Source organism: Kitasatospora phosalacinea, from assembly GCF_000716545.1.
Lineage (GTDB): Bacteria > Actinomycetota > Actinomycetes > Streptomycetales > Streptomycetaceae > Kitasatospora > Kitasatospora phosalacinea.
The window spans coordinates 73,682-98,166 of the sequence record NZ_JNWZ01000016.1 but is presented as its reverse complement, the minus strand read 5'-3'; the positions used below and the strand labels follow the sequence as shown (position 1 = coordinate 98,166).

Sequence of the window (24,485 nt, the reverse complement as noted above, 5' to 3'; positions counted from 1 at the left end):
GGGTGGGCTTCGGGGTCGGGGTCGGGGTCGGCGTGGGGGTGGGCGTCGGCGTGGGGTGGCAGTGGTGCTCGTGCCCGTTGCCGTTGCCGTTCCCGTGGCTGTCGTGCCCCTTGCCCCCGCCCTGCGGGTGGAGCGGGACGCTGGCCCCGCCGCCCGCGTCGACCTCGACGTGCACGCCGGGCGCGTCGACCGAGGTGTGCACCTTGACGCAGATGTCGAGCCGGTGGCCGTCGCCGCCGTGCGCGGCGGACGCGGCCTGGGTGGCGCCGGTGAGCACCGCGCAGACCACGGCCACCCCGGCCAGGGCGGTCGCGGCGCGGGCTCCGTTCCGGACGCGGACACGGGCCCCTGGGCCGGAACCGGAACCGGTACGGGCACGGACGCGGCCGGGTAAGGCCGGAGCCCCCGTTCTGCCGTCCGCCGACGGACGGCCGTTGCGCTGCATGGGCGTGGTCCAACCTTCCGGTGGCTGTGGACGATCGGGCGATGGGTGGTGCGACGTGACGTGGTGCGGTGCGCCCCCGATTCGAGTACGGCCGAGGTGGCCGGAGCGCAGTCGAGGGCGCGTCGGAGGATCGGACCGTTCCGTCCGCGCCGCCGGTGGGCGGGCCGCAGAAACGGAACGGCATGATCAATCCGACGCACCCTCAACGTGGTGCGCCGCCGTTTGGTTACGGCCGGCGGCGGCCGTCGGTGCGCGGTCCGCTCAGCGGTGCGCGATCTCCACGTTCTCCAGCACGCCGAGCGCGTCCGGGACCAGGATGGCGGCCGAGTAGTACGCGGTGACCAGGTAGTTGATCACGGCCTTCTCGTCGATGCCCATGAAGCGGACCGACAGGCTGGGCTGGTACTCGTCCGGGATGCCGGTCTGGTGCAGGCCGATGACGCCCTGGTTGTCCTCGCCGGTGCGCAGCACCAGGATGGAGCTGGTGTTCTCCGGGGTGATCGGGATCTTGTTGCAGGGCAGGATCGGGACGCCGCGCCAGGCCGGGACCTTGTGGCCCTGCATGTCGACGGTGTCGGGGTACAGGCCGCGGGCGTTGAACTCGCGGCCGAGGGCGGCGATGGTCTTCGGGTGGGCGAGGAAGAACTCGGAGTCGCGGCGGCGGCTGAGCAGCTCGTCCAGGTCGTCGGGGGTGGCCGGCCCGGAGTGGGTCTGGATGCGCTGGTTGAAGGCGCAGTTGGAGAGCAGGCCGAACTCGCGATTGTTGATCAGCTCGTGCTCCTGGCGCTCGCGCAGCGCCTCCACGGTGAGCTTGAGCTGCTGCTCGATCTGGTTCATCGGCTGGTTGTACAGGTCCGCGACGCGGGAGTGGACGCGGAGCACGGTCTGCGCGATGGAGAGCTCGTACTCGCGCGGCTTGAGCTCGTAGTCGACGAACGCGGTGGGCAGCTGGTGCTCGCCCTCGTGTCCGGCCGACATGGCGATCTCGGCCTCGCCGAGCTCGTTCTGCCGCTGCAGCGGGAGGCTGGCGAAGTCCCGGATGTGGGACTGCAGGCTCTCGGACTGGGCGAGCACGGCCTCGAAGTCGGCCCGGCTGAGGGTCAGCAGGGTGCCGGCGGTCTTGGCGGTGGCGGTGTAGTCCCAGGTGGCGTCGGCGTCCAGCAGGGCGTTCTCGCCGAAGCGGTCGCCGTCGCCGAGGACGCCGACCACGGCGTCGTCGCCGTACTTGCCGGTGGAGACCTGGTTGATCTTGCCGTGCGCGACCAGGTGGATCTTGTCGGACGCGGTGCCGCGCTCGACCAGCACCTCGCCGGCCCGGAAGTCGCGCTGCTGGCAGCGGTCGGCCAGGGCGGTGAGCACCTCGTCGTCCTCGTAGCCGCGCAGCAGGGCGAGTTCGCCGAGCTCCCGGGGGATGACCCGGACGTCGCCGCCGGTCTGGATGAACTCGACCCGGCCGTCGCCGACGGTGTAGGTCAGTCGGCGGTTGACCCGGTAGGTGCCACCGGAGGTCTGGGTCCACGGGAGCATCCGCAGCAGCCAGCGGGAGGTGATCTCCTGCATCTGCGGCGCGGACTTGGTCGTGGTGGCCAGGTTGCGGGCCGCTGCGGTGGTGAGGCTGGTCTGCTGGCGCTGCGCCTGCTGAGTCTCCGGGCTGCTGTCCACGGACATCGGGCCGGGCTCTCCTTCGTCTCGCACGGACCTGACGAACCGTCAGATCCGTGAACGTGTTGGGGCTTCGCTGGGGTGCGGGGGGCGTTCGGTAAAGGAAGCGAAAAATGCCGGCGGGATCGGAAGGGCGCTGTCGCCGCGCTTCCCCGCCGCCTCCGGAACACTAGATCGTTCCGGCCCCGGGATCGCCCGCACGGCCCCGCGTGCACCCGATTAGGTGAACCTTTGGCCCTGGAGGATTGGCAGGGCTGACGCCGCGTCAGACGGGGTCGGCACCGCCTGGGCCGGTGGTGGCCGGGCCGCTGCCGCCCGGGGGCCGGACGTGCCAACGCCCCCGGCGGGCGGGGGCGTTCGGGAGCACGGGAGGGGCGCGCGGCGGCGGGGGTGACCACCGCCATCCGCCGGGCGCGCGGGGGTGGTGCGGAGGGGTCAGCCGACCGCGTCCTGCCGGGTGCGCTGCAGGCCCTCCAGGAATGCGGAGGCGGCGTCGTAGCCGAGCGCGATCCGTCGCCGGACGGTCTCCAGTTCGGCACGACCGGAGGCCACCGGTCCGCGTCCGGCCTTCACCAGCTCGTCCTCGCCGCTGGGCAGCACGTGCACCGTGACGCCGGGCCGGTGCCGGGCGACCTCGGCCTCCACGGCCGCCCGCCGGCTCACCTCGAAGGCGACGTGCGCGAGCTGCCAGGGCATCCGGGGCAGTTCGAGGCCCCCACCGGTCTGCCGGATCCGCAGCGCGTACACGGTGGTCGCCCCCAGCGAGGCCGCGACGCCGACCGGCAGCGAGTCGATCAGCCCGCCGTCCAGGTAGTGCTCGCCGTCGATCTCCACCGGCGGGAACAGCCCCGGCACGCAGCAGGACGCCAGCAGCGCCGGGATCAGCGGCCCGTGGTCGAAGTAGTGCGCCTCGGCCCGCTCGATCGAGGACGCCGGGCAGACGAACGGGAGCTTGAGGTCCTCGATCCTGGTGTGCGGCGCGAAGTGGTTGAGCAGCATCCGGTGCGCGGCGTCCACCGAGGTCAGCCCGGCCCGCACGTGCCGGACGTTGGACACGAACGCCTTCAGGGACGGTTTCATCACCTTCATGCTGATGAACTCCATCCACAGCTCGGTCAGTTCGGCGACCGCCGAGATCGTGGGGTTCTTCGCCAGGATGGCGCCCTGCACCGAGCCGATCGAGGTGCCGACCACGATGTCGGGGGTGATCCCGGCCTCCAGCAGGGCCCGGACCATGCCGACCTGGTTGCCGCCCCGCTCGCCGCCGCCGCCGAGCACGAACGCGACCTTGCCCCGGCCGTCCAGTAGACCGTCCGTCGAACCGCCCGTCAGACCGTCCATCTCTTCGCCACCTGTCTCCGGGGCCGTGCCCGGGTCCGTCCCCCGCGCGCGCCCGACGGGCCCGCAAGGCCCATCGTCCGATCCGCCCTCCGGCCGCCGCAACCGCTCCCACCTGCACCTTCGCCCGTCTACGGCACCCTCGACACGATCGGTCCAGCGCAGTGGATCTTCGGCTGGCCCGGGGCCCGGCGGCGTGAGAGATCTTGAGCCATGCACAGGACTCCGCCCTCGCCGGGGCTCTCCCGGGCGGCCCGGCTGCGCTCCGCGGCGCTCGCCTCGGCCTGGGACGCCCTCGCCCTCGGCACCCTGACCGCGTTTCTGCTCCTCCTCCTCCCGCTGCTGCTCCCGCTCGGTCTGCTCCGGCCGCTGCTGCCCGGCCGCGCCGCGGCCGCCGCCCGGCTCCCGCTGGTGTGGGCCGCGTACCTGGCCGGGTTCTCGCTGACCGCGCTGGCCGGTTCGCTGCGGCTGCGGGCCCGGCCCGCCGGGCCGGACGCCTGGCGGCTGCTCACCGCCCGGGCCGGGCGGCGCTTCCGGCGGCTGGCCGAGGACTGGACCGGCCTGCGCTTCCAGGTCGACCCGCCCGAGCCGCTGCCCGACCCCGGGCGGCCGGTGGTCGTGCTGGCCCGGCACGCGGGCATCCTCAACACCCAGCTGGCGGTCACCGCGGTGGCCGCCGTGCTCGGCCGCCACCCGCGCGGCGTCGCCAAGCGCTGCGTCGCCCTGGAGCCCGGCCTGCGGGCGCTGCTGCGCGGCGTGCCGCTGGCGCTGTTCCGCTGGAACCGGGCCGGGCGGGCCGCCGCGCTGGCCGAACTCGCCGCACAGGGGCGGGCGCTGGGCCCGGACGAGGCGCTGTGGCTGTACCCCGAGGGCACCAACTACAGCGCGGCCCGGCGCGCGGAGTCGATCGCCCGGCTGCGCACCCGGGGGCAGGACGCGCTGGCCGACCGGGCCGAGGCGATGCCGCACGTGCTGCCGCCGCACCTGCCCGGGGCGATGGCGGCGCTGCGGGCCGCCGGCCCGTCCGCCGTGGTGCTGGTCTGCGGGCACACCGGCCCCGAGCGGCTGCTGCCCTGGATGCTCGGCCCCGGTTACGCGCCCGGCCCCTGCGACCGCGTCCGGCTGCGCTGGTGGGGCTTCCCCGCCGACCAGGTGCCCGCCGACCCCGAGGACTTCGCCGACTGGCTGTACGAGTGCTGGGAGCGGCTCGACCGCTGGATCGCCGGCGCCGCCGAGCCCGCCGAGCCCCCGTCCCGGCGCCGCGCCGAGGACCTCGACCCCGCCTGAGCGCGCCCCGGCCCCCGTGCGGTCCGAGCTCCGTACGGGGGCCGGGGCGGGAACCGGGCGGCTACAGCAGCGGGCCGGTCACCGGCAGCACCACCTGGCACGGCACCGGCCGCGGGTGTGCCGGGTCGAGGGCGTTCAGCACGTCGGTCAGCGCGACCGGGTCGTAGCCGATCTCCAGGTGGTCGGTGGCGTCCAGCGGGCACTGGTCCTGCACCAGGATGTCGGTGACGTGCGGGCCGGGCGGCAGGAAGGAGTTGGTGTACGGGGTGACCACCTCGTCGTACCTGGTGGCGATCACGGTGTACTCGACGCCGGGGACCGTCCCGCCGTCGGCGTTCAGCGCGGTGAGGAACGGCGAGCCGACCTCCTGTTCCACGCAGGCCGGGCAGGGGCCGGACAGGAGGGCGCTGGCCGGCTCCAGGATCCGCAGCCGGCGGCCGAGTTCGGTGATGCCGTCCAGGGTGGTGCCGTAGTTGCTGGGGGCGAGGGCGACCAGCTTGCCGACCTAGGCCGCGCCGCCGAGGTTCTTCAGGTAGTAGCGCGGCATCATCCCGCCCTGCGAGTGCCCGACCAGGTCGGCCTTCGCGGCGCCGGTGGCACCCAGCACCCGGTCCACGAAGGCGGCCAGCGTCCTGGCCCCGTCGGCGATCGGCCCGGTCCCCTGGACCGGCGAGGTCGCGGACGGGCCGCCGTAGTTGAAGGCGTAGACGCAGTACCCCTGGTCGGCCAGCAGCGGGGCCGCGCCGCGCCAGTTGTCGTTCTGGTTCTCCAGCGTGCCGTGCACCAGCACCACCGGGTTCGGATGGGCCGCGGACGGCCGGCAGGACCAGTCGCCGGCGCCGGCCGGGCTCACCCCCGGGAAGAAGAAGCCCTCGACGAAGCCGGTGGCGAAGTGGGTCTCCACCGGGAGGTGCCCGGCCGCCGCCGCGGGTTCGGCCGCCGCCGCCAGCAGTCCCGTCGCCGTGAGTGCCGCGAGCACCGCGGCCCGTACGCCGTTCCTCCGCATTCCGCACACCTTCCGCTCCGTGGGCCGTCCCGTTTCCGGAATTCCGCCGAACCCTCAGCGGCTTTCTCCGGGTCGCCCAGAAGCTAGGAGCACGGCGACCCGCCGTCAACACGCGGCGCAGCCGGTCGCGGAAAGTCCATCCGAAGGTGCCAGGAATTGCGTCCCCCCTCCGGCGGAACTGTCACCCGTGTCAGCGTTTCCGCCCGCGCCGGGCGGCCCGGGGGCCCGCAATCTTGTGCCGGACCTATTGACCCGCGGGTAACCTCGCCGCATACTCCCGGTGGCATCGCCTGATTCCCGGCCGCACCGGCGGCCTCCGCCCCGGTGTCGCGCGGGGGTTCGGGCGGACGGATTATCGCTACCCAGAGGAGCGGAATTGGCCGGACCGTGGGAGGGACTTCCACGTGATTTCTCCGCCGAACTCAGAGCCGAGCAGCAATCCCTCGCCACCGAGATCATCCGGGAGATACGGGCCGCCGTCCCGGAATTCTCCCGACCGCTCTCCGGGCAATTCGGCGCCGGAATCCAGCAGGGGGTGGAGACGGCGCTCGCCGAGTTCACCGACCGGGTCGCCGGGCTGCCCGCGCCCGGCCCGCGCCAGCTGCGGGTGTACCGCTCGCTCGGCCGGGGCGAGCTCTCCGAGGGCCGCAGCCTGGACGCCCTGCAGGCCGCGTTCCGGCTCGGCGCCCGGATCGCCTGGCGCCGGTACGCCCGGGTGGCCCGCCGTCGCGGGCTGGCCGCCGAGCAGTTGGTCACCCTCGCCGAGGCGGTGTTCGCGCACATCGACGAGGTCGCGGCGGCCAGCGTCCAGGGCTACGTGGACGCCCGCACCGACCTGGCCGGGGCGCTCGGCCGGGCCCGGCACCGGCTGCACGACCTGCTGCTGGCCGGCGCCGACCCGGCCGAACTCGCCGCCGCCGCCCGCCTCGCGGACTGGCCGCTGCCCGCGCAGGTCGCCGCCGTCTCGCTCGACCCGCGTCCGGCGGCCCGGCCGCCCGGCCCGCCCCCGGCCCGGCTGCCCGAACAGGTGCTGGCCGGGCTGGACGTCCCGCAGCCGCACCTGCTGCTGCCCGACCCGGCGGTCCTGCTCGCCGACCCGCGCCTGGCGGCCGCGCTGCACGGGCGCGGCGCGGTGATCGGCCCGGCGGTGCCGCCCGCCCTCGCCGCGCAGTCGCTGCGCTGGGCCCGGCTGGTCCGGGCCTCCCTGCCGGAGGCCCCGCAGCGCCCGGTCGACTGCCGCGAGCGCTACGCGGACCTGCTGCTGCTCACCGATCCCGCCCTGGTCCGCCTGATCGCCGAACGCCGGCTGGCCCCGCTCGCCCCGCTCACCCCCAAGCAGCGCGACCGTCTCGCCGCCACCCTGCTCGCCTGGCTCCAGACCGGCCGCGGCACCGCCCCCGAGGTGGCCGCCCGGCTCGGCATCCACCCCCAGACCGCCCGCCAGCGCCTCCACCGCGTCCACCACCTCTTCGGCGCCGCCCTCGCCTCCCCCGACACCCGGCTCGAACTGGAGATCGCCCTCCGCGCGACCTCCCCCGCCCGGGAGGGCCGGGCCCCCCGGAGCGCCCAGCCGTTGCCCGTACCGCCGGAACACCGCTCCCACCCGGGACGACAACCTCCTTCGCACGACTGATCGGTCGACGGCCCCGGGCCCGGCCCGGGTGCCGACCCGGGTGCCGACCCGCTGCGGGAACGATCCGGCGGCGGCGCTCGGGCAGGTGGCCGGGGCGGCGGCGCCGTGGTTCGGCGATCCGCGGGTGTTCGAGCGGACGCTGCTGCTCGACCCGTCCGCCGATGCGCTGCGCGAACTCCCGAACGCCGTGGGCGCGTTGCAGCCGATCCCGTACCGCCGCCACTTGCTCGACCCGGTCCGCACCCCGGCCGACCTGCCCGCCGACCTGCCCGCTGACCTACCCGCCGGCCTGCCCGCCGAGGCCGACCGGCTGCGCGGCGGCGGCTGACCCGTCGTCAACGGTTCGCGGACGTCGTACTAGCATCCGGGGCGACGACCGGCGCGAGGGAGGGGCACCGACATGTTGGACGGGCTGGGCGGGCTGGACGGGCTGGACGAGGTGTGCGGGCGGGTGCTGGCGGAGACCGGCTGCCCGTCGGTGAGCGTGGCCGTGGCGGCGGGCGAGGAGTTGGTGCTCGCCCGGGCGTACGGGTGGGCGGACGTCGCGGCGGAGCGGGCGGCGACGCCGGGGACGGCGTACGGACTGGCTTCGGTGACCAAGGCGTTCACCGGGCTCGCGGCGTGCCTGGCCGCGGACCGGGGGCTGCTCGACCTGGACGCGCCGGTGCCGGGCGAGTTCGCGTACGCGGCGCCGACGGTGCGCCAACTGCTGCGCCACCGGGGCGGCTTCCCCGGGTACTACGACTTCTCCTACCGCCCGGCCGGTACTCCGGCGCCGATCGACGTCGCCCGTTACCGCAGGCAACTGCACGAGCCGGGCGGCGAGTTCGAGTACTCCAACCTCGGCTACCAGGAGGTGGCCCGGGCGTTGGAGGCGGCCACCGGGCGGGAGTTCGGCGCGCTGCTGCGGGAGTGGATCGCCGAGCCGCTCGGGCTGGCGGGCTTCGCCTTCGGGCCGGTCCACCCCGGTCCCGCGCCGTCGGCGGTGCGGTACACCCCCGAGGGACGGGCGTACCCGGCCTGTCGCGAGGGGCACCCGGCGGCGGGCGCGGGCTGGGCGACGGCCGGCGACGTCGCGCTGTTCGCCCGCCGCTCGGCCGGGCTGCTGACGCCCGGCACGGCCGCGGCCGTGCTCGACGCGCCCGCCATCGCCCCCGGCGGGAACCTGGGGTACGGGCTGGGGCGGGTGGTGCAGCGGACGGCGGACGGGACGGTGATCAGCAGCCACGGCGGCGGGATGGGCGGCGTCGCGTCGATGATGATCGACCTGCCCGGGCGGGGGCTGTCGGTGGCGGTGCTCGCCAACTCGACCGACAAGTCCGCCCGCAACGCGGTGGTCGCGCACCTGATGGGCGCGCTGGCCCCCGAGTTCGACCTCGCGCACCTGGCTCCGGCCGCCGAGGCCGACCTGCCGCTCGCCCTGCCGCCGGGCAGTTGGTCCGGGGAGGTCACCGCCCACGACGCCACCGTCCCGCTGACCGTCACCGCGCTGCCGGACGGCCGGGTGGAGGTCTGCCTCGCCGACCTGCCGCCGGTCGCCGTCCCGGCCGCCGCCTCCCACCGCTGGGACGTCCGCCTCGTCGCGCCGCTCCAACTCCCGACCCCGGACGCCCGGTTGAACAGCCCCGCGTTCGGTCTCGAACTGCGCCTGCACGGCGGCGACCTGGCCGGCCGGGCGATCGCCTTCAAGAACGGCGACCGGGAGGGCTTCCTCGGACCCTACCTCCCCCACCCCTGCGAGCTGCGCCGCCGTCACTGACCACCCGGGCCCGGCCGGACGGGGTCTGCGTCCGGTCCGTCCGGCGGGCGCGCTCCAGGCGCTCGCCCTGCTCGTCGACCCGGCCGTCCCGGAGGTCCACCGGGACGGCCGGGTCGGTGGACCTCCGGGACGGCCGTCGCGGTGGCGGCGCCCCGGACGTCCTCCAGGGTGGCCAGGGGGACGTCGTCCAGGGCTTTCCCGGCAGCGCGGCTCAGTCGCCCTCGCCCCGGAAGAACGCGGCGACGCGGCGGCCGCCCTCCGGCGAGGTGATCATCTCCAGGATCCGGGCCGATTCGGCGGCGACCCCGGCGGTGCGGGCGAACATCTCCTCCTCGTAGGCCCGCAGGGCGGCGTCGGAACTCCCGGGGGTGGCGTCGAGCGCGGTGGCCAGCTCCAGGGCGTCGCGCATCGCGGCGTTGGCGCCGTGGCCGACGGGGGGCATCAGGTGGGCGGCGTCCCCGAGCAGGGTGAGGCCGGGGCGGTGCGGCCAGCGCAGGCCGACCGGGAGGGCGGTGAGGGCGCGGGGGGTGAACGGGCCGGGGCATGCCTCGATCAGGGCCCGGCACTCGGGCGTCCAGTCGGCGAACAGCGGGAGCAGCGCGGCCCGGGCGCCGTCCGGGCTCTCGAACGGGATGCCGCAGGTGGTCAGCCAGTCGGCGGCGCGGTCGGCGGGGCCGTGGAAGGACAGGCCGATCCGGACCGAACCGTCGCTGCAGCGCTGGGCGACGAACGAGCGGCCCTCGCCCATCACCCAGTAGCTGCCCCGGCCGACCGCGGCGGCCAGGTCGGGGCGGACGCGGTCGATGTCGGGGACGGCGCCCTCGACCGTGTTGACGCCCAGGTGCTGCGGCACGGCGGGGGTGAGCAGCGGCCGGAGGCGGGAGTTCGCGCCGTCGGCGCCGATCACGACCCGGTGCTCGGCGCGGCCGCCGTCGGCGAACTCCAACTGCCAGCCGCCGCCGTCACCGTCCCGGCCGGTCGGGGTGGCGGTGCGCAGGGTGCGGCCCCAGGCGACGGTGCCGGGCGGGAGGGAGTCCAGCAGCAGGTCGCGCAGGTCGGCGCGGTCGATCTCGGGGCGGAGCGCGGGCGAGTCGTCCGGGGTGTCGTCGCGGTGCAGCACGGTGCCGGTGCGGTCGAGCAGCAGCATGTCCTCCCCCTCCGGGCGGGCGTGGCGGCGGAACGCCCGCGTCAGCCCGGCCGCGCGCAGGGCGCGCTGCCCGGTGTCGGCGTGCAGGTCGAGCGTGCCGCCCTGGGTGCGGGCCGCCGGGCCGGCGTCGCGCTCGTACACCGTGACGCGGGTGCCGCGCATGGTGAGCAGCCGCGCCAGGGTCAGCCCGCCCGGGCCGCCTCCGACGATCGCCACGTCCGTCGTGCCCGTCGTGTGCGCCATGTCCTGCCGTCCCCCTCGTTCGCCCGCTCTCGTCGATACACCGTATCGATTCGATACACTGTATCGCAACGCTGCCCCGTATCGTGTTCCCGCACCACCTCGCACCACCTCGCACCACCTGCGCCGCCGAACGGAGACCTCCCCCATGACGCCCCGTCACGACGCCGACTCCGGGTCCGGGTCCGATTCCGGTTCCGATTCCGGGTCCGGGCTGGTCTGGGAGCGTCCGGAGCCGCCGGAGCGGCGCTCGCCGGCGCCGTTGAGCCGGGCGCTGATCGTCGGCGCGGCGCTCGAACTGGCCGACGCGGACGGGCTGGAGGGGGTGTCCATCCGACGGGTCGCCGCGGCCCTGGAGGTCGGCCCGATGCGACTGTACGGGTACGTGGAGACCAAGGCCGAGCTGCTGGAGCTGATGGTGGACGCGGTGTACGGGGAGATCGCCCCCGGCGCCGCCGCCGCCCGGCCCGGCGCCGGGCCGGCTGCACCCGTGGAGTGGCGGGAGGAGCTGCGGGCGATCGCCGGGCGGTACCGGGCGGCCGCGCTGCGTCACGAGTGGTTCATCGAACTGCTGGGCGGACGGCCGCACTTGGGGCCGAACGCGCTGGCCGCGCGGGAGACCGCGCTGTCCGTGCTGTGGGGCGTACCGGGCTTCGCCGGGCACCCGACCAGGGTGCAGCAGGCGGCGGGGGTCTTCCACGCGTACCTGACGGGCCGGCTGCGGGTGGAGGTGGCGCAGCGCCGGGCGGAGCGGGCGGAGGGGCGTTCGAACCGCGAGTGGCAGGTGGCGATGGGGCCGTACATGATGCGGGTGCTGGCGGAGGGGCGGCATCCGACGATCGCGGAGGTGATGGCGTCGGCCGACCACCTGACGCCGGGCGAGTCGTTCGCGGCGGGCCTGGAGATGGTGCTGGACGGGATCGCCGCCCAGGCGTCCTGACCGCCCAGGCATTCTGACCGCACCGACCGTCCCGACCGACCGTCACCTTGACGCCGCGCCACCGCCACCGCCGCTGCCGCTGGAGGACCCGCCGATCGGGCCGCCGTCGGCGGGAGTTGAGAGGATGCCGGCATGGAATTCCACGACCCCGCCGACCTGCCCCGCATCTGCGCCGAACGCCTCGGGGCGCGGGCCGGAGCCCGGTTCGCGGCGATGGCCCGCCGCGGTTTCCGGTTGGAGCCCGCCACCGACGACGCGCCGCCCACCGGCCGGTGCCGGCTCGGCGGCCCCGCCCTGCTCGACCCGGAGACCCCCTGGCCCTCGCTCGGCGGCGTCCCGCTGTCCCTGCTCGCCGTCCTCGACACCGACGCCCTCCGCCCCTGGCTCGGCGACGAACTGCCCACCCGGCCGGGCCTGCTCAACTTCTTCCAGCTCGACCCGGACATCCCGTACGAGGAGTACCGGCAGCTCGACACCACCGACCCGGAGATGTACCGGGTGGTCCCCGCCGACCCGGACCGGGCCGTCGAGACCGCCGCGCCCGCCCCCGCCCGGCGCTACCCGGCCCGGCCGGTCCGCGCGGTCGGATCGGTGATGCTCCCCGACAGTTGGGACGTCGCGGACGACGACCTCGAGTACGACCCGGACCGGCACTGGGGCGCGGCCTCGCTCGTCCTCGACGCGATGGAGGGCTTCGACGGGAACACCGCCGGGCGCCACTGCGCGTTCGGCTGGCCCGACACCTCGTACGGAACTTCGGTGACCGACCGGGACGCCGACGGCCCCGTGGTGCACCTGCTCCAACTCGCCGCCGACGACGAGCTCGGCTGGGCCTGGGGCGACGCCGGGACGCTGTACTTCACGATCCCGGCGAAGGCGTTCGCGGCGGGCGACTACGGCCCGGCCGGCGCGGTGGGCCTCTGCTGCTGAACCCGGCTCCGCCACCGTCCCGGACGCGACGGCGCGGGGCGTGGCGCGAGGGGACGGGGCGCGGCGGGCAGGAGACGACGACCGAAGCGCGAGCGGCCGACGGCGGCCCGCACCATCCCGGGCACGTCCTCGCCCGCCCACCTGGCCGACAACGTGGCGGCAGCGGACCTGGAGCTGGCCCCTTCCGAGCTGGCCGAGCTGGCCGAACCGGCCGGACCGGCGGTCTGACGCCCCGGTGCCCCGGCGGGCCGCCGCCCCCGTGACAGGATGTCCTCTCCCCGGAACAGGACCGGAACAGGAGGTGGCGGGGCATGGACGGCGGGCGGCGGGACGCGCTGCGGGCGGCGGCGATCCGGTGGGCGGTGCTGGTGGTCGGGCTGGTGGCGCTGCTGGCGGGTCTCGGCTACGCCATGCCGGGGTGGGCGGTCGCGCACGGGGCCGGTGACCCGGGGGTGTTCACGGTGACCCGGGAGGCGGTGGACTGCGGCCGGTGCGCGGTGGAGGGGACGTTCGCCCCGGACGACCCGGCCCGGCCCGCGCTGACCGGCGCGAACGTGATGGGCCACCTGTCGGCCGACCGCCTCGGCGAACACTCCCGCGCCGTGGGCTACCAGGGCGCGGTCTACCCGCCGGGCGGCGACGGCGCCTGGCAGCGCGGCGCGGCCCTGGCCGGCGGCGGGCTGGCCGCACTGCTGCTCTGGCTCTGGCTGGTGCTGCGCCGCCGCAGGCCCGCACCGGACGCCTGACCGGACGCCCGCGCCGGACGCCTGACCGGACGGCGCCCCTCCAGCCGGGCGGGTCAGTCCTCGAAGGAGACCAGGCGTTCCAGGACGGGCAGCGCCGCCATCAGGGTCTGCCGTTCCGGTTCGGTGAGTTCGGCGGTGCGGCGGGCCAGCAGTTCGGAGCGCCGGCGCCGGATGTGGGCCAGCAACTCGACACCGCCGGTGGAGAGTTCGACCAGGACGGAGCGGCCGTCGCTGGGGTCGGGGACGCGGTTGACGAGTCCGGCTTCGACCAGCGAGGCGACGGTGCGGGTCATCGACGGGGCGGTGACCCGTTCCAGCGCGGCGAGTTCGCCGAGCCGGATCGGACCGTGCTGCTCGATCCGGGCCAGCGCGGACTGCTGGGCGAAGGTGAACTCCTGCCGGTCGGAGGCCCGCATCAGGTGCCGGTTCAGCCGGGCGATCACCAGGCGCAGCCGCGCCACCTCTGCCGGGTCGAGGCCGCCCTCGTCGTCCTGCACCACTGTCGAACTCTCCTGTTCCGCCGTCTGGTTCACGTCACGCCGCGCCCCGGGAGACCGCGGTGCCGCCGTCCGGGGCGGTGGCCGTCCCGTCCTCGGGTCCGTCGCCGACGGTACCCGGTTTGCGGCCGCGCAGCAGCGAGGCCAGGGCGGCGACCAGCGACATCGCGATGGCGAGCGAGAAGACCACCATCAGGCCGTCGTGGAACGGGCCGGAGATCAGGTGCGGGAAGAAGTCCCGTCCGGTGAGCGTCCGGGCGTTGTCGGCGGGCAGGCCGGAGAGCACCTGCGGGCCGAGCAGTTCGTGGATCGGGTTGTAGCCCAGGAAGGCGGCGAACAGCATGCCGACGGGCGGGAGTTGGGCGACCGTGTGGGCGTCGGCCGCCGAGACGCCCTGCCCGGTGAGGCCGTCGGTGAGGGTCTGCGGGAGCGAACCGGCCAGGCCGGCGACCATCAGCGAGAAGAAGACGCCGATGGACAGCACCATGCCGGCGTTCTGGAACGTGGCCCGCATGCCGGAGGCGGCGCCGCGGTCGGCGGCCGGGACGCTGGACATCACCAGCGCGGTGTTGGGGGCGGCGAACAGTCCGCCGCCGAGGCCGTTGAGGAACACCAGCAGGGCGAACCAGACGTACCCGAAGTCGGTGGGCAGGATCAGCAGCCCGGCGAACGAACCGGCCATCACGACCAGGCCGCCGGCCGCGAACAGCCGGGCGCCGAAGCGGTCCGAGAGGTGGCCGGCGATCGGTCCGGCGGCGAGGAAGCCGATGGTCAGCGGGACGAGGTAGATGCCGGCCCAGAGCGGGGTGTCCTCGTAGTCGTAGCCGTGCAGCGGCAGCCAGATGCCCTGCAGCCAGACGATCAGCATGAACTGCAGGCCGCCGCGGGCGATCGAGCCGAGCAGCGTGGCCAGGTTGCCGCCCGCGAACACCGGGTCGCGGAACAGGCGCAGCGGGAACATCGGTTCGGCGACCCTGCTCTCGATCGCGCAGAACGCGACCAGCACGGCCGCGCCGCCGATCAGGCCGGCCAGCACCCAGGGGTTGGTCCAGCCCATGGTGTGGCCGCCGTAGGGCTGGATGCCGTAGGTGATGCCGGCGAGCAGCGCGGTGAGGCCGACGGCGAAGCTGACGTTGCCCCACCAGTCGATCTTCCCGGGGCGGCGGACGCCGGTCTCGTGCAGCGAGCGGTAGGCCCAGACGGTGCCGATGATGCCGATCGGGACGTTGACCCAGAAGATCGAGCGCCAGTTCCATTCGGCCAGCACGCCGCCGAGGACGAGCCCGATGAAGGATCCGGCGATCGCGGCGACCATGTTGACGCCGAGCGCCATGCCGCGCTGCCGGGCCGGGAAGGCGTCGGTGATGATGGCCGCGGAGTTGGCCATCAGCATGGCGCCGCCGACGGCCTGGACCACCCGCCAGCCGATCAGCCAGAGCGCGCCGCCACCGCCGCCCATCGGGTCGAGCGAGAGGATCACCGAGGTGACGGTGAAGATCAGGAAGCCGGCGTTGTAGATCCGCACCCGGCCCCAGATGTCGCCGAGCCGCCCCAGCGTGACCACCAGCACCGCGGTGACCAGCATGTAGCCCATCAGCATCCACAGCAGGTAACTGACGTTGCCGGGCTCCAGCGGGTTGAGGTGGATGCCGTTGAAGATCGCCGGCAGCGAGATCAGCACGATCGAGGAGTTGATCGTGGCGATCAGCATGCCCAGGGTGGTGTTCGACAGCGCCACCCACTTGTAGCGCGGGTGTTCCGCGCCGATCCACCGTTTCTTCGTGTCCACGTCCGCCATCTCCTGCCGCCCCCTGGGAAGCCGTGATGATAGTTAGCTGATGTGAACTAAATTACTGCGCGGATCCCCGCCCCTGCCACCCGTCCCGGATGGTGGACGGAAGCGCCGTGGAGCGGGCGGGCGGGGGCTGGTCCGGGTGCCGCTCAGGCGCGGCCGTGGAGCAGGACGGGCAGCTCGCGCGGGCCGTTGGAGATGAAGGACTCCAGGGGGCGCAGTTCGGCGGCGGGGACGGCGAGGGCGAGGCGGGGGAAGCGGTCGAAGAGGGCGGCGAGGGCGATCCGGGATTCGAGGCGGGCGAGTTCGGCGCCGAGGCAGTAGTGGACGCCGTGGCCGAAGGAGAGGTGGTCGCGGCGGGTGGCCCGGGTGTGGTCGTAGCGGGCGGCGTCCTCGCCGTGCAGGGCGGTGTCGCGGCCGGTGGCCAGGAAGTTGATCACCAGCAGGTCACCGCGGGCGAAGGTGAGGCCGGTGGCTTCGTCGTGGACGTCCTCGACGGCGAAGCGCGCGAGGATGTTGGCGACCGGCGGCTGGTGACGCAGGGTCTCCTCCACGGCGTCGGGCCAACGGGCCGGTTCGGCCTTCAGCTGCTCCAACTGGTCTGGATGGTCGAGGAGTTGGACGACGGCGCTGCCGAGCAGGTTGACGGTGGTCTCGTGGCCGGCGCCGATGAGCAGTAGCAGGCTGTCGAGGAGTTCGCCCTCGTCCAGGCCGGTGCCGGTCTCCTCGTCGCGGGCCTGGATCAGCGCGGTGGTGACGTCCTCGCCGGGGTCCTTGCGCTTGGCCTCGGCCAGCAGGGCGAGTTGGGTGTAGACGGCCTCCGCGTTGCGGACGGCCTCCTCGGGGCCGGTGCCGGTCTCGAAGAGCCGGCCGATGGTGGAGCGGAACGCGTCGTGCATCTCCTCGGGCACGCCGAGCAGGGTGTTGACCACCTTCAGCGGCAGGACCCAGGTGAACTCGGCGCGCAGGTCGACGACTTCGCCCGGCGGGTGGGCGGCGAGGCGGTCGAGGAGTTCGGCGGCGATCCGTTCGATCTCCGGGGCGAGCGCGCGGATCCGGCGGGCGGTGAAGGCGGGGCCGATCAGGCGGCGCAGCCGGGCGTGCTCGTCGCCGTAGGTGGTGAGGGCGTTGCGGACGTCGGTCCACATCCGCAGCGGCCAGTCGGCGGGTATCTCGCCGGCCCGGTCGGCGACCCAGTGCCGGGCGGCGTCCTTGGAGATCCGGGGGTCGGTGAGCAGGCGCCGGATCAGGTCGGGGTCGGTGACGGACCAGCCGGGGACGCCGCCGGGCAGTTCGATCGGCGCGGCCGGTCCGGCGGCGCGCAGGGCGGCGGTCTCGGCGTGCAGGTCCGCGCCGGCGGGGTCGAGGCGGTACGGGCAGCGCTGGGTGTCCATCGAGTGGCCTCTCCGGTGAGGGTGTTCCGAGTCGACCGGTCGGGCGGTCCGCCCCGCCCGGCCCGTCGTTCCGGACTGTACCTGTCACCTCTCGCCGCCGTACCCGGTTTGCCGACGCCGGTCCCACCCCCGCGCAGGGAGGGGTGGGACCCACGGTTCGGCACCGGCCGTCCGGGAGGTTCGGCACCGGACGGCCGGGCCACCGGGCACCGGACGGCCCACCGGATCACCACCGGAACACCCGGCTCAGTACCGGAGCACCCGGGTCCGTCCGGCCGGGACGGCGAGGGTGTCGGTGACGCTCGCCCCGGTGAGGAGTTCCACGCCCGGCCCGGCGGCCGGGACGTCCGCGTCGGCTGCGCCGTGGTTGATCGCGAAGAGGTACCGGCCGTGCTCGCCGACCCGTTCCACCACCTCGACGTCGCGCGGCAGTCGGCGCTCGGCCAGTCCGGCGTCGGCGGACGCGGCGCGCAGCACCCGGTCGAGCCCTTCGCCGTCGAGGCGGGCGGAGACGTACCAGGCGTGACCGGCCCCGAGGGCGTGCCGGGTGACGGCGGGGCCGCCCGCGGCGGGGCCGTCGGCGTAGCGCCACACCGTCTCGGCGCCCTCCGTCACCACGAACTCGGTCCAGGCCCCGGCCCGCAGTTCGCCGTCGCCCTCCAAGCGGACGCTCGCGCCGTCGTCCTCCGGGCGGACGCTCCCGCCGCCGCCCTCCAGCCGGACGGACTCGCCGGCCCGCAGCGGGGCGAACTCCTCGACCCGCAGGCCGAGGACCTCGCGCAGGGCGCCGGGGTGCGGGCCGGGGTGGACGGTGTCGTGCTCGTCGACGATGCCGGAGAAGCAGGAGACCAGCAGGGTGCCGCCGTTCTCGACGTACTGGCGCAGGTTGCGGGCGGCGGCCTCGGTGGTGAGGTAGAGGGCCGGGACGACGACCAGCGGGTAGTGGCTCAGCTCGGCCTCGGGGTGGGCGAAGTCGACGGTGAGGTGGGCGTCCCAGCTCGCGGTGTACCAGGCTTCGGCGCGCTCGCGGGCGTCGAGGTCGACGCTGGGACGCCACTCCAGGCGCTGCGCCCACCAGGACTCCCAGTCCCAGAGCATCGCGGCGTCGGCCCGCACCAGGCTGTCGCGGATCTCCGCGAGCGCGCCCAACTCCTGTCCGAGCTCGACGACTTCGCGCCAGATCCGGCTGTCGGTGCCGGCGTGCGGGAGCATCGCGGAGTGGAACTTCTCGGCGCCGTAGCGGGAGGCCCGCCACTGGAAGAACATCGCGCCCTCGGAGCCGCGGGCGACGTGCGCGAGGCTGTTGCGGGCGAGTTCGCCGGGGCGCTTGGCGAGGTTGCGGGGCTGCCAGTTGACGGCGCCGGTGGAGTGTTCGAGCAGCAGCCAGGGGCGGCCGCCGGCCACCGAGCGGGTGAGGTCGGCGGCCATGGCGAGGTTGATCTGGCTGCGCGGGTCCTCGGCGACCAGGTAGTGGTCGTTGGCGACCAGGTCGACCTCGCGGCCCCAGGCCCAGTAGTCCATGGACTGGCACTGGCTGAGCGCGGTCATGAAGTTGGTGGTGACGGGGATGCCGGGGGCGAGGCGGTGCAGCAGGTCGCGTTCGCGCTTGAAGTTGGCGAGGACCGCGTCGTTGGTGAAGCGGGCGTAGTCGAGCTGCTGGGCGGGGTTGCCGGCGGTGGGGGTGAGCCGGGGCGGCTGGATGTCGTCCCAGCGGGTGTAGAGCTGGCCCCAGAAGGCGGTTCCCCAGGCGGAGTTGAGCTCCTTGAGGGTGCCGTAGCGCTCGCCCAGCCAGCGCCGGAAGTGGGCGGCCGACTCGTCGCAGTAGCAGTCGCTCACCGGGACGCCGTACTCGTTGTGGACGTGCCACAGGGCGACGGCGGGGTGGGTGCCGTAGCGGCGGGCGAGCTGTTCGGTGACGGCGGCGGCGGCCTGCTGGTAGGCGGGCGAGCTGTGGCAGATCGCGCCGCGGGAGCCGAAGGAGTGGCGGACGCCCTCGCGGGTGACGGGCAGCGCCTCGGGGTGGTCGCGGTAGAACCAGGCGGGCGGGACGACGGTGGGGGTGGCCAGGTCGGCGCGGATGCCGTGGGCGTGCAGCAGGTCGAGCAGCCGGTCGAGCCAGCCGAACTCGTACTGGCCGCGCTCGGGTTCGAGCAGCGCCCAGGAGAAGATGCCGACGCTCACCATGGTCACCCCGGCCTCGCGCATCAGCCGGACGTCCTCGGCCCAGACCTCCTCGGGCCACTGCTCGGGGTTGTAGTCGCCGCCGTAGGCGAGCGGGTCGAGTCCGAGCGGGCGGGGGTACCGCGGGTGATCCATGGCGTGCTCCATCGAGAAGAACTGTGAACGTGCACACCCTGATCAGACCCGGGTGCCGCTGTGTCTCGCCCAGATAACCGTATGAACTCAGGCATTGACAAGTGTCTCCCAGGTTTCCGTACTGTGAACGTGCACAGCGACGGGCCGCACTTCACGGCGCCTGTCGCGGCCCCGGCAGTTCCCCGCAGTCCCCGTGAAAGTCCCCCTCGCACCACCCCTCCGGGCGGGCCGCCGCGCACCCCCTCGCGCGGCGGCCGGCCGCCCGGCCCCCTCACTCGAATTCCGTGATCCTCGGGAGGATCCATGCACCGTCGCCTCGCCCTCGCCGCGGCCGCCGCCCTGTGCGGCACGCTCGTGCTGTCCGCGTGCTCGTCCGACGGCGGCTCCGGCGACTCCGCCAAGGCGGCCTCCGGCCCGGTGAAGCTGACGTTCTGGGCCTGGGCGCCGAACATGGACAAGGTCGCCGAGGTCTGGAACAAGGCGCACCCGGAGATCCAGGTCAGCGTGCTGAAGCAGGCCGGCGGCGACGACCTGGTCACCAAGACCATCACGGCCGCGAAGGCCGGCAACGCGCCGGACCTGATGCAGGCCGAGTACCAGGCGCTGCCCACGCTGGTCTCCAACGACGTGCTGGCCGACGTCTCCAAGCAGGTCGGCGGGGCCAAGTCGCAGTTCGCGGACGGCGTGTGGAAGCAGGTCACGCTCGGCTCGGACGCGGTGTACGCGGTCCCGGAGGACACCGCGCCGCTGGCCTTCTACTACCGGCAGGACCTGTTCGAGCAGTACGGCCTGAAGGTGCCCACCACCTGGGACGAGTTCGCCGCCACCGCCCGCGCGCTCAAGCAGAAGGCCCCGGACAAGTCGCTGACCACCTTCTCCGCCAACGACCCGGGCCTGTTCGCGGGCCTGGCCCAGCAGGCGGGCGCCAAGTGGTGGACCGCCTCCGGCGACAACTGGAAGGTGGCGATCGACGACCCGGCGACGAAGAAGGTCGCCGGCTTCTGGTCCGGCCTGGTCAAGGACGGCGCGGTGGACAACCAGCCGATGTACACCCCGGCCTGGAGCAAGGCGCTCAACGACGGCACCCAGATCGGCTGGGTCTCGGCGGTCTGGGCTCCCGGCGTGCTGACCAGCTCGGCCCCGGACACCAAGGGCAAGTGGGCGATGGCGCCGCTGCCGCAGTGGGAGTCGGGCGCCTCGGTGACCGGCAGCTGGGGCGGCTCGGCCACCGGCGTGACCACCGGCGCCGTGAAGGCGGGCCACGGGGACGCCGCGGCGAAGTTCGCGACCTGGCTGAACACCGACCCCGAGGCGCTGGCCGCCCTCGTCCAGCAGGTCAACGTCTACCCGGCGGCGACCTCCGCGCAGACCGGCGGCCTGCTGTCGGCGGCGCCGGAGTTCTTCTCCAACCAGCCGGACTTCTACCCGAAGGCCGCGGAGATCGCCAAGGGCACCGCGTCGGCCGCCTGGGGCCCGAACGTGAACGTGGCGTACTCCGCGTTCAAGGACGCCTTCGGCAAGGCCGCCCAGGACAAGGGCGACTTCGGCGCGGCGCTGTCGACGATGCAGCAGGCCACCGTCGAGGACCTGAAGAAGAACGGCTTCCAGGTCGGCTGACCCCGCCGTCCGGCCGGCCCCCGCCGCCGCACCCCCGGTCCGCCGCCCCGCCCGGCGGCGGACCGGGCCCCGAACTCCCCTTCCCCCCAAGGCACTTAGGAGCCGCCATGGCCTCCCCTCCCCCGGTCCCCCGCGCCGTCCGGCGCCGCGGTTCGCTCGCGCCGTACGGCTTCCTCGGCCCGGCGACCCTGCTGTTCACGCTGTTCTTCGCGCTGCCGATCGGCTTCGCGGTCTACCTGAGCCTGCGCGCCTCGCGGGTGAAGGGCCTGGGCCTGGGTTCGCACGCCCGCACCGAGGTGTGGGCGGGGCTGTCCAACTACACCTCGGCGCTGGCGGATTCGGAGCTGCTGTCTGGCTCGGGCCGGGTGCTGCTGTACGGGGCGCTGCTGGTGCCGACGATGCTGGGCGCGGCGCTGTTCTTCGCGCTGCTGCTGGACGTGCCGCGGGTGCGGTTCGGGGCGTTCTCCCGGCTGGTGATCTTCCTGCCGTACGCGGTGCCGGGCATCGTGGCCTCCACCCTGTGGGGCTTCCTGTACCTGCCGCAGGTCAGCCCGGGCTACTACCTGCTGACCCGGGCGGGGATGAGCGGCCCGGACCTGCTGCACGGCAACGGGCTGTACCTGGCGATGGCGAACATCGCGGTGTGGGGCGGCACCGGCTTCAACATGATCGTGATCTACACCTCGCTGCGGGCGCTGCCGGCCGAGCTGTACGAGGCGGCCCGGCTGGACGGCTGCTCCGAGCTGCAGATCGCGCTGCGGATCAAGATCCCGATGGTGGCGCCGTCGCTGGTGCTGACCTTCTTCTTCTCGATGATCGCCACCCTGCAGGTGTTCGCCGAGCCGATGACGCTCAAGCCGCTGACCAACTCGATGAGTTCGACCTGGTCGCCGCTGATGAAGGTGTACCGGGACGCGTTCGTGCAGGGCAACATCTACTCGGCGGCGGCCACCTCCGTGGTGATCGCGGCAGCCACCCTGCTGCTCTCCTTCGGGTTCCTGAAGCTGGTCAACAAGCGCGCCAACGGAGGCAGTTGAGATGAGCGCCACCATCACGTCCACCCCGCGCGCGAGCAGGCACCGCCCCGCCCCCGCCCTCCCCCGCAAGGGCGCCGCCCCGCGCCGCACCGCCTGGACGCCGACCCTGCTCCTGCTGCTGGGCGCGGTGTACTGCCTGGTGCCGGTGATCTGGGTGGTGACGGCGGCCACCAAGAGCCGCCAGGAGCTGTTCACCACCTTCACCTACGCCCCGGGCACCGGCTTCTGGGACAACCTGGCCGAGCTGTCCTCGTACCGGGGCGGCGTCTACTGGCAGTGGATGGCCAACTCGGCGCTGTACGCGGGCGCGGGCGCGCTGATGTCGGCGGCGGTGTCCGGCGTGACGGGCTACGCGCTGGCCAAGTACCGCTTCCGCGGCCGCTCGACGGTGTTCAACGTCCTGCTGGCGGGCGTGCTGATGCCGCCGATCACGCTGGCCGTGCCGCAGTACCTGCTGATGTCGAAGGCGGGCCTGGCGGACAGCTACTGGTCGGTGCTGCTGCCGAGCATCCTGTCCCCGTACGGCATCTACCTGGCACGGATCTACGCGGAGGCGGCGATCCCGGACGAGGTGGTGGAGGCGGCCCGGGTGGACGGGGCCCGGGAGTGGCGGCTGTTCCGGAGCGTGGCGCTGCCGATGATGGTGCCGGGGCTGGTGACGGTGTTCCTGTTCCAGTTCGTGGCGATCTGGAACAACTTCCTGCTGCCGTACATCATGCTCGGCGACGACCACAAGTTCCCGGTGACGGTGGGCCTGTACTCGCTGCTCCAGCAGGGCGCGAACGAGCCGGCCATGTACACCCTGGTGATCACCGGCGCGCTGCTGTCGATCCTGCCGCTGATCGCGCTGTTCCTCGGCATGCAGCGGTACTGGCGGGTGGACCTGCTGTCCGGTGCCGTGAAGTCCTGACGAACCGCCAGTACAGTGACCCCCACACCCCGATCTGCAAGGACCCGCATCCCGATGACCCCACCAGCGCCCCGCGGCCGGGCGGCCGGACGGCCGAAGCGCCCGCCGACCATCCACGACGTCGCCGCGGTGGCGGGCGTCTCGCGGGGCACGGTCTCCCGGGTCCTCCAGGGCGGGCACAACGTCAGCCCGGCCTCGCAACAGGCGGTGGAGGCGGCCATCGCCCAGCTCGGGTACGTGGTCAACCGGGCGGCCCGCAGCCTGGTCACCCAGCGCTCCGGCTCGGTGGCGTTCCTGCTGACCGAGCCGCAGGAGCGGTTCTTCGAGGACCCGAACTTCACCACCCTGCTGCGCGGCTGCACGGCGGCGCTGGCCGAGCACGACATCCCGCTGCTGCTGATGACGGCGGGCGACGACGCGGAGCGCCGCCGGGTCACCCGCTACCTGGCGGCGGGCCACGTGGACGGCGTGCTGCTGGTCTCCTCGCACCGGGGCAACCCGATGATCGAGCACCTGCGCGAGGCGGACATCCCGATGGTGTGCTGCGGCCGCCCGCTGGGCCAGCGCGGCCGGGTGCCGTACGTGGCCGCGGACGACCGCGAGGGCGCCAAGGACCTGGTGCGCCACCTGCTGGAGTCGGGCCGCACCCGGGTCGCCACCATCGCCGGCCCGCAGGACACCCCGGGCGGGGTGGAGCGGCTGTCCGGCTACCGCGAGGTGCTGGCCGAGTACGGGCTGCCGGCGGACGGGCGGCTGATCGCGCACGGCGACTACAGCCGGGCCGGCGGCGAGGCCGCGATGCGCGAACTCCTGGACCGTGAACCGGGGTTGGACGCGGTGTTCGTGGCCTCCGACCTGATGGCGGACGGCGCGCTGTCCGCCCTGGAGCACGCCGGGCGCAGCGTCCCGGGGGACGTCGCGGTGGGCGGTTTCGACGACTCGCCGGTGGCGCTGGGCACCCGGCCGCCGCTGACCACGATAAGGCAGCCGTGGGACCGGATCTCCGCCGAGATGGTCCGGCTGCTGCTGGCCCGGATCGCGGGCGAGGAGGCGCCGACGGTGATCCTGCCGACCGAGCTGGTGGTGCGCCGGTCCACCTGAACCGCCGGTCCGCCTGAACCGCCGGTCCGCCTGAACCGCCGGTCTGCCGGTCCGTCCGGGCGGCCCGGACGGCGGTCAGGCCCGGCGGTGGCGGGTGTAGCAGGCCGGGCCGACCGGTTCGGCCTGCTCGCAGCGGAAGTCGCCGACCGGTGCGCCGTCGGGGAACAGCCGGGCCCCGGTGCCGAGCACCACGGGGACGGTCAGCAGCCGGTACTCGTCGACCAGGTCGGCCTCGATCAGCCGGTGCACCACGCCGATGCTGCCGGTGACGATGACGTCCCGGTCCTGTTCCTCCACGGTGCTCAGCAGGTCGCCCTCCAGCAGCCGGGAGTTGGCCCAGGCGGTGGTGTCGGCGGCGGTCAGGGTGCGGGAGGGGACCAGCTTGGGCACGGCGTTCATCCGGTCGGCGAACTCGCCCGCCCGGCCGGGCCAGAGCCGGGAGAACAGCTGCCAGGTGCGGCGGCCCAGCAGCAGCACCCCCTCGTCCAGCGTCCGTCCGAGGCGGAACTTGTCGCCGGAGACGTGCTCGCGGCCGTGCCGGAACATCCAGCCGCCCAGGGGCGTGCCGTCCGACCCGTCGGGGTCGGTGATCCGGCCGTCCAGGGTGGTGAACTCGATGACGATGACGCTCATGGCGGTGCTTCCTCTCCGGTGGGGTGTTCCACCGGTACGTACCGGCGCCGCGCCC

19 protein-coding genes and 2 pseudogenes are annotated in these 24,485 nt (G+C 74.3%); 11 read left to right on the top strand and 10 right to left on the bottom strand.

The window, feature by feature from the left end; translation table 11 throughout:
* From OO48_RS10850 to OO48_RS10840, 3 genes and pseudogenes are all read right to left on the bottom strand, one after another.
* Positions 1-295, bottom strand: a pseudogene (locus OO48_RS10850) (hypothetical protein); the annotation flags it as partial.
* A 411-nt stretch (positions 296-706) separates the two neighbouring features.
* Positions 707-2,113, bottom strand: a complete 1,407-nt coding sequence (locus OO48_RS10845; protein ID WP_033214617.1) for a family 2B encapsulin nanocompartment shell protein — start codon at positions 2,111-2,113, stop codon at positions 707-709.
* Between the two features lie 429 nt (positions 2,114-2,542).
* On the bottom strand, positions 2,543-3,448 hold the full coding sequence (locus tag OO48_RS10840; protein WP_051731992.1) for a patatin-like phospholipase family protein: 906 nt from the start codon (positions 3,446-3,448) through the stop codon (positions 2,543-2,545).
* Between the two features lie 210 nt (positions 3,449-3,658).
* Between OO48_RS10840 and OO48_RS10835 the strand changes: the two genes are divergently transcribed.
* Positions 3,659-4,732, top strand: a complete 1,074-nt coding sequence (locus OO48_RS10835; RefSeq protein ID WP_033214613.1) for a lysophospholipid acyltransferase family protein — start codon at positions 3,659-3,661, stop codon at positions 4,730-4,732.
* Between the two features lie 61 nt (positions 4,733-4,793).
* On the opposite strand, the pseudogene OO48_RS41155 reads toward OO48_RS10835, so the two are convergent.
* Positions 4,794-5,738, bottom strand: a pseudogene (locus tag OO48_RS41155) (esterase/lipase family protein).
* A 376-nt stretch (positions 5,739-6,114) separates the two neighbouring features.
* Between OO48_RS41155 and OO48_RS10825 the strand changes: the two are divergent.
* From OO48_RS10825 to OO48_RS10815, 3 genes are all read left to right on the top strand, one after another.
* The gene (locus OO48_RS10825; RefSeq protein ID WP_081952035.1) at positions 6,115-7,371 is read left to right on the top strand and encodes a PucR-like N-terminal domain-containing protein; all 1,257 of its coding nucleotides are present in this window, start codon (positions 6,115-6,117) and stop codon (positions 7,369-7,371) included.
* A gap of 40 nt (positions 7,372-7,411) precedes the next feature.
* Positions 7,412-7,699, top strand: coding sequence for a hypothetical protein (locus tag OO48_RS10820; RefSeq protein ID WP_157845425.1), 288 nt, complete (start codon positions 7,412-7,414; stop codon positions 7,697-7,699).
* 72 nt (positions 7,700-7,771) lie between these two features.
* Positions 7,772-9,130 (top strand): serine hydrolase domain-containing protein, encoded by a 1,359-nt coding sequence (locus OO48_RS10815; RefSeq protein WP_051731991.1) that lies wholly within the window; start codon positions 7,772-7,774, stop codon positions 9,128-9,130.
* Positions 9,131-9,341: 211 nt separating this feature from the next.
* Here OO48_RS10815 and OO48_RS10810 read toward each other — a convergent pair whose 3' ends face one another.
* Positions 9,342-10,520 (bottom strand): FAD-dependent oxidoreductase, encoded by a 1,179-nt coding sequence (locus OO48_RS10810; RefSeq protein WP_033214609.1) that lies wholly within the window; start codon positions 10,518-10,520, stop codon positions 9,342-9,344.
* A 145-nt stretch (positions 10,521-10,665) separates the two neighbouring features.
* Between OO48_RS10810 and OO48_RS10805 the strand changes: the two genes are divergently transcribed.
* From OO48_RS10805 to OO48_RS10795, 3 genes are all read left to right on the top strand, one after another.
* Positions 10,666-11,457: a TetR/AcrR family transcriptional regulator gene (locus OO48_RS10805; RefSeq protein WP_081952034.1), complete on the top strand. Its 792-nt coding sequence runs from the start codon at positions 10,666-10,668 to the stop codon at positions 11,455-11,457.
* Positions 11,458-11,589: 132 nt separating this feature from the next.
* Positions 11,590-12,387, top strand: coding sequence for a DUF1963 domain-containing protein (locus tag OO48_RS10800; protein WP_033214607.1), 798 nt, complete (start codon positions 11,590-11,592; stop codon positions 12,385-12,387).
* A gap of 311 nt (positions 12,388-12,698) precedes the next feature.
* Positions 12,699-13,133: a hypothetical protein gene (locus OO48_RS10795; RefSeq protein ID WP_033214605.1), complete on the top strand. Its 435-nt coding sequence runs from the start codon at positions 12,699-12,701 to the stop codon at positions 13,131-13,133.
* A gap of 53 nt (positions 13,134-13,186) precedes the next feature.
* Here the strand turns inward: OO48_RS10795 and OO48_RS10790 are convergent, their stop codons facing one another.
* The 4 genes from OO48_RS10790 to OO48_RS10775 all read right to left on the bottom strand — a co-directional run bounded on the left by OO48_RS10790 (position 13,187) and on the right by OO48_RS10775 (position 19,132).
* A complete protein-coding gene (locus OO48_RS10790; RefSeq protein ID WP_245194587.1) occupies positions 13,187-13,633 on the bottom strand; it encodes a MarR family winged helix-turn-helix transcriptional regulator in 447 nt (148 codons plus the stop codon).
* 34 nt (positions 13,634-13,667) lie between these two features.
* Positions 13,668-15,428, bottom strand: a complete 1,761-nt coding sequence (locus OO48_RS10785; protein WP_033214599.1) for an MFS transporter — start codon at positions 15,426-15,428, stop codon at positions 13,668-13,670.
* A gap of 143 nt (positions 15,429-15,571) precedes the next feature.
* A complete protein-coding gene (locus tag OO48_RS10780; protein ID WP_033214597.1) occupies positions 15,572-16,816 on the bottom strand; it encodes a cytochrome P450 family protein in 1,245 nt (414 codons plus the stop codon).
* Between the two features lie 246 nt (positions 16,817-17,062).
* Complete coding sequence (locus tag OO48_RS10775) at positions 17,063-19,132, bottom strand: beta-galactosidase (protein WP_033214596.1); 2,070 nt, start codon at positions 19,130-19,132, stop codon at positions 17,063-17,065.
* A 303-nt stretch (positions 19,133-19,435) separates the two neighbouring features.
* On the opposite strand from OO48_RS10775, the gene OO48_RS10770 reads away from it, so the two are divergent.
* The 4 genes from OO48_RS10770 to OO48_RS10755 all read left to right on the top strand — a co-directional run bounded on the left by OO48_RS10770 (position 19,436) and on the right by OO48_RS10755 (position 23,797).
* On the top strand, positions 19,436-20,749 hold the full coding sequence (locus OO48_RS10770) for an ABC transporter substrate-binding protein (RefSeq protein WP_033214594.1): 1,314 nt from the start codon (positions 19,436-19,438) through the stop codon (positions 20,747-20,749).
* 107 nt (positions 20,750-20,856) lie between these two features.
* Positions 20,857-21,786, top strand: coding sequence for a carbohydrate ABC transporter permease (locus tag OO48_RS10765; protein ID WP_033214592.1), 930 nt, complete (start codon positions 20,857-20,859; stop codon positions 21,784-21,786).
* A 1-nt stretch (position 21,787) separates the two neighbouring features.
* The gene (locus OO48_RS10760; protein WP_033214591.1) at positions 21,788-22,696 is read left to right on the top strand and encodes a carbohydrate ABC transporter permease; all 909 of its coding nucleotides are present in this window, start codon (positions 21,788-21,790) and stop codon (positions 22,694-22,696) included.
* Between the two features lie 54 nt (positions 22,697-22,750).
* A complete protein-coding gene (locus OO48_RS10755) occupies positions 22,751-23,797 on the top strand; it encodes a LacI family DNA-binding transcriptional regulator (protein WP_033214588.1) in 1,047 nt (348 codons plus the stop codon).
* Between the two features lie 75 nt (positions 23,798-23,872).
* Here OO48_RS10755 and OO48_RS10750 read toward each other — a convergent pair whose 3' ends face one another.
* Positions 23,873-24,430: a dihydrofolate reductase family protein gene (locus OO48_RS10750; RefSeq protein WP_033214586.1), complete on the bottom strand. Its 558-nt coding sequence runs from the start codon at positions 24,428-24,430 to the stop codon at positions 23,873-23,875.
* Positions 24,431-24,485: the final 55 nt, after the last annotated feature.

What these genes read in the sequence shown, in the direction of transcription:
- OO48_RS10840 (WP_051731992.1), bottom strand. Translation starts at nt 3,448, where the DNA reads ATGGACGGTCTGACGGGCGGTTCGACGGACGGTCTACTGGACGGCCGG.
- OO48_RS10835 (WP_033214613.1), top strand. Translation starts at nt 3,659, where the DNA reads ATGCACAGGACTCCGCCCTCGCCGGGGCTCTCCCGGGCGGCCCGGCTG.
- OO48_RS10775 (WP_033214596.1), bottom strand. Translation starts at nt 19,132, where the DNA reads ATGGATCACCCGCGGTACCCCCGCCCGCTCGGACTCGACCCGCTCGCC.
- OO48_RS10780 (WP_033214597.1), bottom strand. Translation starts at nt 16,816, where the DNA reads ATGGACACCCAGCGCTGCCCGTACCGCCTCGACCCCGCCGGCGCGGAC.
- OO48_RS10770 (WP_033214594.1), top strand. Translation starts at nt 19,436, where the DNA reads ATGCACCGTCGCCTCGCCCTCGCCGCGGCCGCCGCCCTGTGCGGCACG.
- OO48_RS10845 (WP_033214617.1), bottom strand. Translation starts at nt 2,113, where the DNA reads ATGTCCGTGGACAGCAGCCCGGAGACTCAGCAGGCGCAGCGCCAGCAG.
- OO48_RS10750 (WP_033214586.1), bottom strand. Translation starts at nt 24,430, where the DNA reads ATGAGCGTCATCGTCATCGAGTTCACCACCCTGGACGGCCGGATCACC.
- OO48_RS10795 (WP_033214605.1), top strand. Translation starts at nt 12,699, where the DNA reads ATGGACGGCGGGCGGCGGGACGCGCTGCGGGCGGCGGCGATCCGGTGG.
- OO48_RS10755 (WP_033214588.1), top strand. Translation starts at nt 22,751, where the DNA reads ATGACCCCACCAGCGCCCCGCGGCCGGGCGGCCGGACGGCCGAAGCGC.
- OO48_RS10760 (WP_033214591.1), top strand. Translation starts at nt 21,788, where the DNA reads ATGAGCGCCACCATCACGTCCACCCCGCGCGCGAGCAGGCACCGCCCC.
- OO48_RS10800 (WP_033214607.1), top strand. Translation starts at nt 11,590, where the DNA reads ATGGAATTCCACGACCCCGCCGACCTGCCCCGCATCTGCGCCGAACGC.
- OO48_RS10810 (WP_033214609.1), bottom strand. Translation starts at nt 10,520, where the DNA reads ATGGCGCACACGACGGGCACGACGGACGTGGCGATCGTCGGAGGCGGC.
- OO48_RS10805 (WP_081952034.1), top strand. Translation starts at nt 10,666, where the DNA reads ATGACGCCCCGTCACGACGCCGACTCCGGGTCCGGGTCCGATTCCGGT.
- OO48_RS10785 (WP_033214599.1), bottom strand. Translation starts at nt 15,428, where the DNA reads ATGGCGGACGTGGACACGAAGAAACGGTGGATCGGCGCGGAACACCCG.
- OO48_RS10815 (WP_051731991.1), top strand. Translation starts at nt 7,772, where the DNA reads ATGTTGGACGGGCTGGGCGGGCTGGACGGGCTGGACGAGGTGTGCGGG.
- OO48_RS10765 (WP_033214592.1), top strand. Translation starts at nt 20,857, where the DNA reads ATGGCCTCCCCTCCCCCGGTCCCCCGCGCCGTCCGGCGCCGCGGTTCG.